The organism is Streptomyces sichuanensis (assembly GCF_020328095.1).
Classification (GTDB): Bacteria; Actinomycetota; Actinomycetes; order Streptomycetales; family Streptomycetaceae; genus Streptomyces; species Streptomyces cinnamoneus.
Genome location: NZ_JAIXMK010000186.1, coordinates 1 through 8,677, shown reverse-complemented (window position 1 = coordinate 8,677; position 8,677 = coordinate 1). Strand labels below are relative to the sequence as shown.

5 protein-coding genes and 1 pseudogene are annotated in these 8,677 nt (G+C 74.4%); 4 read left to right on the top strand and 2 right to left on the bottom strand.

The annotated features are described in order from the left end of the window. Both LE181_RS30250 and fxsT read left to right on the top strand, forming a co-directional pair. Nucleotides 1-596 (top strand): aKG-HExxH-type peptide beta-hydroxylase (locus LE181_RS30250; RefSeq protein WP_263869587.1); only part of this gene is annotated, 596 nt, incomplete at its 5' end. Between the two features lie 57 nt (nt 597-653). Further along, complete coding sequence (gene fxsT, locus LE181_RS30245) at nt 654-3,668, top strand: FxSxx-COOH system tetratricopeptide repeat protein (RefSeq protein ID WP_225664705.1); 3,015 nt, start codon at nt 654-656, stop codon at nt 3,666-3,668. A gap of 63 nt (nt 3,669-3,731) precedes the next feature. Here the strand turns inward: fxsT and lon are convergent, their stop codons facing one another. Further along, nucleotides 3,732-6,140 carry an endopeptidase La gene (gene lon, locus LE181_RS30240; protein WP_225664704.1) on the bottom strand — a complete coding sequence of 803 codons (2,409 nt, stop codon included), beginning with the start codon at nt 6,138-6,140 and terminating at the stop codon, nt 3,732-3,734. A gap of 89 nt (nt 6,141-6,229) precedes the next feature. Continuing rightward, nucleotides 6,230-7,219 (bottom strand): GlxA family transcriptional regulator, encoded by a 990-nt coding sequence (locus LE181_RS30235; protein WP_225664703.1) that lies wholly within the window; start codon nt 7,217-7,219, stop codon nt 6,230-6,232. A 146-nt stretch (nt 7,220-7,365) separates the two neighbouring features. On the opposite strand from LE181_RS30235, the pseudogene LE181_RS30230 reads away from it, so the two are divergent. Next, nucleotides 7,366-8,241, top strand: a pseudogene (locus LE181_RS30230) (NAD(P)-dependent oxidoreductase); the annotation flags it as partial. Continuing rightward, nucleotides 8,238-8,677: maleylpyruvate isomerase N-terminal domain-containing protein (locus LE181_RS30225; RefSeq protein WP_225664701.1), on the top strand; the 440-nt coding region annotated here is incomplete at its 3' end. The pseudogene LE181_RS30230 and the gene LE181_RS30225, both read left to right, overlap by 4 nt.

The following is an 8,677-nucleotide window of genomic DNA, read 5'->3' as shown; positions in this document are numbered from 1 at the left end:
CCCTGCTGCGCGCCGTGGACCGGGCCCGTGCCGCGGAGGTGGCGGCGCTGCTGCGCTGCGTCGTGCCGCTCGCCCGCCCGGCCGCGGCGGCCGGCGGGGCGGGCCCGAAGGTCAGTGCGACGTTCCGGGCCGCGCCGGGCGCGGTGTTCGCCACCCTGCCCGAGACGGCGGCGGACCTCGCCGAGGTCCTCGTCCACGAGACCCAGCACAGCAAGCTCTCCGTCCTGCACGACCTCCTGCCGTTGCACGGGGCCGGCCCGCGCGAGGCGTACCGGGTGGCGTGGCGCCCCGACCCGCGGCCCTTCGCCGGGGTCCTCCAGGGCACGTACGCCCATCTGGCGCTGGCCGACCTCTGGGCCCGGGCGGCGCTGCGCCGCCCGTTGCCGGCCGCCGCCCGGCGCGACGCCCGCGCGCGCCGCGATTCCTACCTCCAGCAGGTCGCGGAAGCCCTCCCCATCCTGCTTGAATCGGCTGAACTGACGGCTGCGGGGCGGGAGTTCGTCACCGGCATGCACCGGCACCTCGGCGCCCTGGCGCGGTCCGGGGAGCGCCCCGTGGCCATTGGCGCTATGTCACCATTTGGTGACATACGGTAATCTTGCTCCGCGCCGGCTCCCGGCCGGCGCGGTGCGGAGAACAAGGGAGACGTGCGGATGGCCACGCAGCGACAAGCGGCCGGCAGTGCGCAGGGGCGGGAAAGCGAGCATTTCGTCGTCGTCTTCGCCGGTTTCCACCGGCCGTGGGCCACCTGGATCGCCCACCGGCTGGAGAGCCACGGCCACCGGGTTACCCTCCACCGCTGGGACCCGCCCCGCGAGGTGCCCCTGGAAGTCGCGCTCGGCGACCTGCTGCTGGCCTCCGGCCGGATACTGCTCGTCCTCAGCGACTGGTTCTTCCAGCTCGGACCGCGCCCCGAGGCCGAGTGGAACGAGGCCCTGCGCGGCATCGTCCACGCCAACGCCGAGCGCTTCGCCGCCGTCAACCTCACCAACCGCGCCCTGCTGACCGCCACCACGGTCCTGGAGCCCGTCGACCTGTGGAGCGTGGGCGCGCAGGAGGCCGAACGCCGCCTGCTGGGCCGCCTCGGCCTGCCGGTCGTGCCCGCCCGCCGGTCCCTGAGCGCCGGCGCCGGCTCCCGCTACCCCAACGACCCGCCGGCCGTCTGGGGCGAGGTGCCCCGCCGCAACGTCCGCTTCACCGGCCGCGACGACCTCCTCAACCGGCTGCAGCAGCAGCTGATGGACGCCGACCAGGGCACCGCCGTCGTCACCCTCCTGGGCATGTCCGGCATCGGCAAGACCCAGATGGTCGCCGAGTACTGCCACCGCTTCAGCTCCGACTACGACGTCATCTGGTGGGTCAACTCCGACACCCGCGGCACCCTGCGCGAACGCCTGGGCGAACTCGCCCCGGAGCTCGGCCTGGCCAGCGGCTCCGAACCCGGCGAACGCATCCGCGCCGTCCACGAGGCGCTGCGCCGCGGCGACCCGCACAGCCGCTGGCTGCTCGTCTTCGACGGCTGGGACGACATCGACACCGCCGAGGACCTCCTCCCCGACGGCCCCGGCCACGTACTGATCACCTCGCGCAACCGCCGCTGGAACGACAGCCGCACCAACGTGATGGAGATCCCCGGCTTCGAGCGCCACGAGTCCACCGGCTACCTCATGCGCCGCGCGCCCCGCATCACCGCCGGCCAGGCCGACGAGGTCGCGGCCGAGCTCGGCGACATCCCCCTCGCCCTCGTCCAGGCCGCCGCCTGGCTGGGCGAGTCCGACATGGCCGTCCCCGACTACCTGCGCATGGTCCGCGACGGCGAGCTGTCCGAACTCGCCGACCAGGGCGGCTTCGACGGCGTCCCGCGCTCCTCCCTCACCTCCTGGTCGATACTGATCAACCGGCTCCGCGACTCCCAGCCGCACGCGGTGGAGCTGCTCTCGCTGTGCGCCTCCTTCGCCCCCGGCCGCATCCCCATCGGCCTCGTCCGCCACCTGCGCCCCACAGAGCTGCCCGAGGGCCTCGACTGGCTCGCCAGCGACCTGGCCGGCTGGACCCGGGCCCTGGACACCCTCGTCAACTACTCGGTCCTCACCCGCGACACCCGCAGCGTCCTCGCCGGCGAGGAGCCGGGCCCCGAGCAGGAGTCGGTGCACATGCACCGCATCGTCCACGACATCGTGGCCCGCCTCACCTCCCCCGAGGACCGCAAGCTGCACCGCCAGGTCGTGCGCCGCACGCTCGCCGCCGCCGACCCGGGCAACGCCCAGGACTCCCGCCTGTGGCCCCGCTACGCCGAACTGCTGCCGCACCTGGAGCCGTCGGGCGCCCTCGCCAGCCACAACGAACGCGTCCAGGAGACCGTGCTCAACCTGCTGCGCTACTGCTACCGCAGCGGCGAGTTCCGCACCGGCGTGGAGCTGGCCGAGCAGGTGCGCGCCCAGTGGTCGGAGCTCCTGCCGCCCGTCCACCCGCGCATGATCGAGCTCAGCACCCAGCAGGGCAACATCCTGCGCGCCAACGGCGCCTTCCGCGCCGCCTACGAGCTCGACCGCGAGCTGCTGGACCGGCTGCGCGCGACCCCCGCCCACGACAGCGCCGGTCTGATGACGGCCACCAGCTGCCTCGCCGCCGACCAGCGCTACCTCGGCCAGTACGCCGAGGCCCTCCAGACGCAGCGCGAGGTCCTGGAGACCGCCCTCGAACTCTTCGGCCCCGACGACTACCTCACGCTCCTCGCCCAGCACAACCTCGCCGCCGGACTGCGTCTGCTGGGCCGCTACACCGAGGCGTACGACATGGACCTGGAGACGCTGCGCAAGCGGGAGGCGCTGCTGCGGGCCCGGCACGCCGCCACCCTCGTCTCCGGCATCGCCTGCGCCCGCGACCTGCGGCTGATGGGCTGCTACCGCGACGCGCTGGCCAGCCAGGAGCTCAGCATGCGGCTGCACCTGCAGGTCCTCGGCCCCCAGCACCCGCAGACCCTGCGCGCCCGGCACAACCTCGTGCTGTGCGAGCGGCGCGCGGGCGCACCGCAGGACGTGGGCGGCTCCATGGCCAGCCTGCTCGAACAGTCCGAGCAGGTGCACGGGCGCCGGCACTACGCCACGCTCGGCGTCCTCATGGACTACGCCAACTACGCCCGGGAGAACGGCGACCTGCAGCAGGCCCGGGACCTCAATGCCGAGGGCGAGCAGGGCTTCCGGGAACTCCTCGGACCCGCCCACCCCATCAGCACCGGCATGCTCTCCAACACCGGCCTCATCCTGCAGGCCGCCGGTGAGCGGGGTGAGGCGCTGACCATGTTCGAGGCGGCCCTCGCCGGCCTGTCCGCCACCCTCGGCCCCGACCACCCCTGGGTCCTGGGCTGTGCCCTCAACGCCGCGGGCGGCCGCAACTTCACCGGCCGCCTGGACACCGCCGCGGACCTCAGCCGCGACACCCTGCGCCGCGCCCGCCGGGCGCTGGGCGAGGACCACCCCCTGACCCTCTCCTGCGAGGTGGCCCTGGCCATGGACCTCCGCGGCCTGCGCGAGCACGAGGAAGCGGGCAAGGTCGAGGAGGACGCCCTCCAGCGCCTCACCCGCACCCTGGGAGCACAGCACCCCCACACCCTCTCGGCACGGCAACGCGTCCGCCCCTACTGGGACTTCGAGCCGTACCTGGGCTGAGGCGCCGGAAGGCCCGCGGCCCGGCCCCGCACGGGGGCCGGGTGCGGGTCCCGGCCGCGTCCGTCACGCCGCGACCGGGACCTCCGGGGCCGCCGTCGAGGCGGCCGTCAGCGCCAGCTCCAGGACCTGCCGGACGTCCGAGACCGGGTGGACGTCGAGCGTGGCCAGGACCTCGGCCGGCACGTCGTCCAGATCGGGCTCGTTGCGCTTGGGGATGATCACCGTCGTGATCCCGGCCCGGTGCGCGGCCAGCAGCTTCTGCTTCACCCCGCCGATCGGCAGCACCCGGCCCGTCAGCGAGACCTCGCCCGTCATCGCCACGTCCGGCCGCACCTGGCGGCCCGACAGCAGCGAGGCCAGGGCCGTCGTCATCGTGATGCCCGCGCTCGGACCGTCCTTGGGGACCGCGCCCGCCGGGACGTGCAGGTGGACGCCGCGCTCCTTGAAGTCGCCGACCGGCAGCTCCAGCTCGGCGCCGTGGGAGCGGAGGAAGGACAGTGCGATCTGCGCCGACTCCTTCATCACGTCGCCCAGCTGGCCGGTCAGGGTCAGGCCCGCACCGCCGGTCTCCGGATCGGCCAGCGACGCCTCCACGAAGAGGACGTCGCCGCCGGCCCCCGTCACCGCCAGCCCCGTGGCCACGCCCGGCACGGACGTGCGCCGCTCGGCCGGGTCCTGCGCGGACTCGGGCGTGTGGTGCGGGCGGCCGATCAGCGGACGCAGCTCTTCCACGCCCACCGTGAACGGCAGCTCCTGCTCGCCCAGTTCGTGCTTCGCGGCGATCTTGCGCAGCAGGCGGGCCACCGCGCGCTCCAGCGTCCGCACTCCCGCCTCCCGCGTGTACTCGCCCGCCAGCTTGCGCAGCGCCGCCTCCTGCAGCACGACCTCACCGCTCTCCAGGCCGGCCCGCTCCAGCTGCCGGGGCAGCAGGTGGTCGCGGGCGATGACGACCTTCTCGTCCTCGGTGTAGCCGTCGAGGCGCACCAGCTCCATGCGGTCCAGCAGCGCCTCCGGGATCGCCTCCAGGACGTTGGCCGTCGCCAGGAAGACCACGTCGGACAGGTCGAGCTCGACCTCCAGGTAGTGGTCGCGGAAGGTGTGGTTCTGCGCCGGGTCCAGGACCTCCAGCAGCGCCGCCGCCGGGTCGCCGCGGAAGTCGGAGCCCACCTTGTCGATCTCGTCCAGCAGGACGACCGGGTTCATCGAGCCGGCCTCCTTGACCGCGCGGACGATCCGGCCGGGCAGCGCGCCCACGTACGTACGCCGGTGGCCGCGGATCTCCGCCTCGTCGCGGACGCCGCCGAGCGCGACCCGCACGAACTTCCGGCCCATCGCGCGGGCCACGCTCTCGCCGAGCGAGGTCTTGCCCACGCCGGGCGGGCCGACGAGCGCGAGCACCGCGCCCCCGCGCCGCCCGCCGACCACGCCCAGCCCCCGGTCGGCGCGCCGCTTGCGCACCGCCAGGTACTCGGTGATCCGTTCCTTCACGTCCTCCAGGCCCGCGTGGTCCCGGTCGAGGACGGCCTTGGCGCCGGGGATGTCGTAGGCGTCCTCGGTGCGCTCGTTCCACGGCATCTCCAGGACCGTGTCGAGCCACGTGCGGATCCAGCCGCCCTCCGGGCTCTGGTCGGAGGCGCGTTCGAGCTTGCCGACCTCCTTGAGCGCGGCCTCGCGCACCTTCCCGGGCAGGTCGGCGGCCTCGACGCGGGCCCGGTAGTCGTCGGACTCGTTCTCCGGATCGCCGTTGAGCCCGGCGAGCTCCTTGCGCACGGCCTCCAGCTGACGGCGGAGCAGGAACTCGCGCTGCTGCTTGTCGACGCCCTCCTGGACGTCCTTGGCGATGGACTCGGCGACGTCCTGCTCGGCGAGGTGGTCGCCGAGCCGCTTCACGGCGAGCTTGAGGCGGGCCACCGGATCGGCGGTCTCCAGCAGCTCGACGCGCTGGGCGACGGTCAGGAAGGGCGAGTAGCCGGAGTTGTCGGCGAGCTGGCCCACGTCCTCGATCTGCTGGACGCGGTCGACGACCTGCCAGGCGCCGCGCTTGCGCAGCCAGCTGGTGGCCAGCGCCTTGTACTCCTTCATCAGCTCGGTGACCGCGCCGGGCAGCGGGTCGGGCGTCACCTCCTCCACCGGGGTGCCCTCGACCCACAGCGCGGCGCCGGGCCCGGTCGTACCGGCCCCGATCCGCACCCGGCGGACGCCGCGGATGAGCGCACCCGGGTCGCCGTCGGAGAGCCGCCCCACCTGCTCGACCGTGCCGAGCGTGCCCATGGCCGCGTACGTGCCGTCGACGCGCGGCACCAGCAGCACGCGCGGCTTGCTGCCCTCCGTGGAGGCCGCGGCCTGCGCGGCCTCCACGGCCGCCCGCACCTCCGTGTCGGACAGGTCCAGCGGGACGACCATGCCGGGCAGGACCACCTCGTCGTCGAGGGGCAGCACGGGCAGGGTGAGCGGTGTCGACATCGAAGCCATGATCTCCCCTTCGGCAGGCAAGTTGAGCTACATCGACTCAATGCCCGGGGCTGCCGCGATGTTCCCGGCCTGTTGTTCGCTCTGAGCGATCAGGAGGCCGCGGGGAACGCCCGCCGGTACGCGCTCGGCGTCACGCCGAAGTGCAGCGTGAAGTGCCGGCGCAGGTTCGCCCCCGTCCCCAGCCCGCTCAGCTCGCCGATCCGCTCCACCGGCAGCGTCGTCGACTCCAGCAGCGACTGGGCCCGCGCCAGGCGCTGGGTGAGCAGCCACTGCAACGGTGTCGTGCCGGTGGTCGCCTGCAGCCGGCGGAAGAACGTCCGCGGGCTCATCCGGGCGCGGCGCGCCAGGTCCTCCACGGTCAGCGGCCGGTCCAGGTGCTCGGTGGCCCACTGGAGGACGGGCGCGAGCCCCTCGTCCCCGCCGGCCGGCACGGCGAGCTCCACGAACTGCGCCTGCCCGCCCGTCCGGTGCGCCGGGACGACCAGGCGGCGCGCGAGCTGGTTGGCCACGTGCGCCCCGAGGTCGCGGCGGACCAGGTGCAGGCACAGGTCGAGCCCCGCCGTGACCCCGGCGCTGGTGAGCACGTCGCCGTCGTCCACGTAGAGCACCGAGTCGTCGATGCGGACCTGCGGGTACTGCTGTGCGAGCTGCCCGGCGTGCATCCAGTGGGCGGTCGCGCGGCGCCCGTCGAGGATCCCGGCGGCGGCGAGCGCGAAGGCCCCGGCGCACAGGGAGACCAGGCGGGCGCCCTCGTCCGCGGCGCGGCGCAGGGCGGGCACGAGCTCCGGCGGCAGCTCGCGGGCGCCCTCGACGACGGCCTCCGGCACCGAGGGGACGATCACCGTGTCCGCGCCGGCCAGCCCCTCCAGTCCGTACGGCGTGCGCAGCGCGAAGCCGCCGCCGGCGGGCGCCGGCTGCCCCGACGTCCCCCCGGTGGAGCACAGCCGCAGGTCGTACCAGGGGTCGGCCAGGTCGTGGTGCGGGATGCCGAAGACCGTGCAGACGACCCCCAGTTCGTACAGGTCCCAGAACGGGACGTCGTCGTCGATCACCACTACGGCTACGGAACCGGCGCTCATGCCGGGCAGCCTATGGCAGGAATTTTTCGTCGGTGGGCGCTTCTGCCACTGTCCGGTCCCGGGCGCCCCTTGGGAGGGTGGAGGTACGTGATCGACACGGGCGAAAGCCCGCGAACGCGGGGGAAACCCCGCATGGGGGAGAACACACCATGAACGCCGCCGTCACCGTGCTCGGCCTCGGACAGATGGGCTCGGCCCTGGCCCGGGCCTTCCTCGCCGCCGGCCACGCCACCACCGTCTGGAACCGCTCCGCCGCCAAGGCCGCGGCCCTCGCCGCCGAGGGGGCCGTCCGCGCGGAGTCGGTCCGCGAGGCCGTCACCGCGAGCGAGGTCGTCGTGATCTGCGTGACGACGTACGACGACGCCCACGCCGTCCTCGGCCCCGTCGCCGACGCGCTGGCCGGCCGCACGCTCGTCAACCTCACCTCGGGCTCGCCGGAGCAGGCGCGCGAGCGCGCCGCCTGGGCCGCCGCGCACGGCGCCGACTACCTCGACGGGGCGATCATGACGACCCCGCCGGGCATCGGGAGCAGCGAGTTCATGCTGCTGTGCAGCGGCTCGCCGACCGCGTTCGCCGCCCACCGGGACACCCTGGCCGCTCTGGCCGACCCGGTGGACCTGGGCGCCGACCCGGCGCTGGCCTCGCTCTACGACACCGCGTTGCTCGGCCTCATGTGGGCCTCCCTCAGCGGCTGGCTGCACGGCGCGGCGCTGACCGGCTCCGAGAACGTCCCCGCCACGCGGTTCACCGACGTGGCCACCCGCTGGATGACCGCCGTGAGCGGGTTCATGAACACCTACGCGCCGCAGGTCGACGCCGGCCGCTACCCCGGCGACGACGCGACCCTGGACGTCCACCTCGCGACGATCGAGCACCTCGTCCACGCCAGCGAGGCCCGCGGCCTGGACACCGCGCTGCCCGAGCTGCTCAAGGACGTCACCGCCCGGGCCGTCGCCGCGGGCCACGGCGGCGACAGCTACGCGGCCCTCGTCGAGCTCGTCCGAGGCGGAGGCCGGGCATGAGCGACTGGGCCGGCCTGGTCGTCTCGGCCGCCGAGGAGTGCACGGCCCTGCTGGAGACGGGGGCCGGCCGGGACTGGTCCCGGACGGCGGGGGACCTCGACTGGTCCTGCCACGCCACCCTCGACCACCTGGCGCTCGGCCTCGTCGGCTACGCGGGCTTGCTGACCGCCCGGCCCGCCGACCGCTACATCACGCTCTTCGCCTCGCTGGACCCCCACGCCCCGGTCTCAACGCGCCTGGAGGGCATCCGCATCGCGGCGTCGCTGCTCGCCGCCACCGTCCGCGGTGCCGCGCCCGGCGACCGGGCCTGGCACCCGTGGGGGAATTCCGACGCCCCCGGCTTCGCCGCCATGGGCGTGGTCGAGACCGTCGTGCACACCCACGACATCGCGCGCGGCCTCGGACTCGACTGGAGCCCGCCGGACCGGCTCTGCGC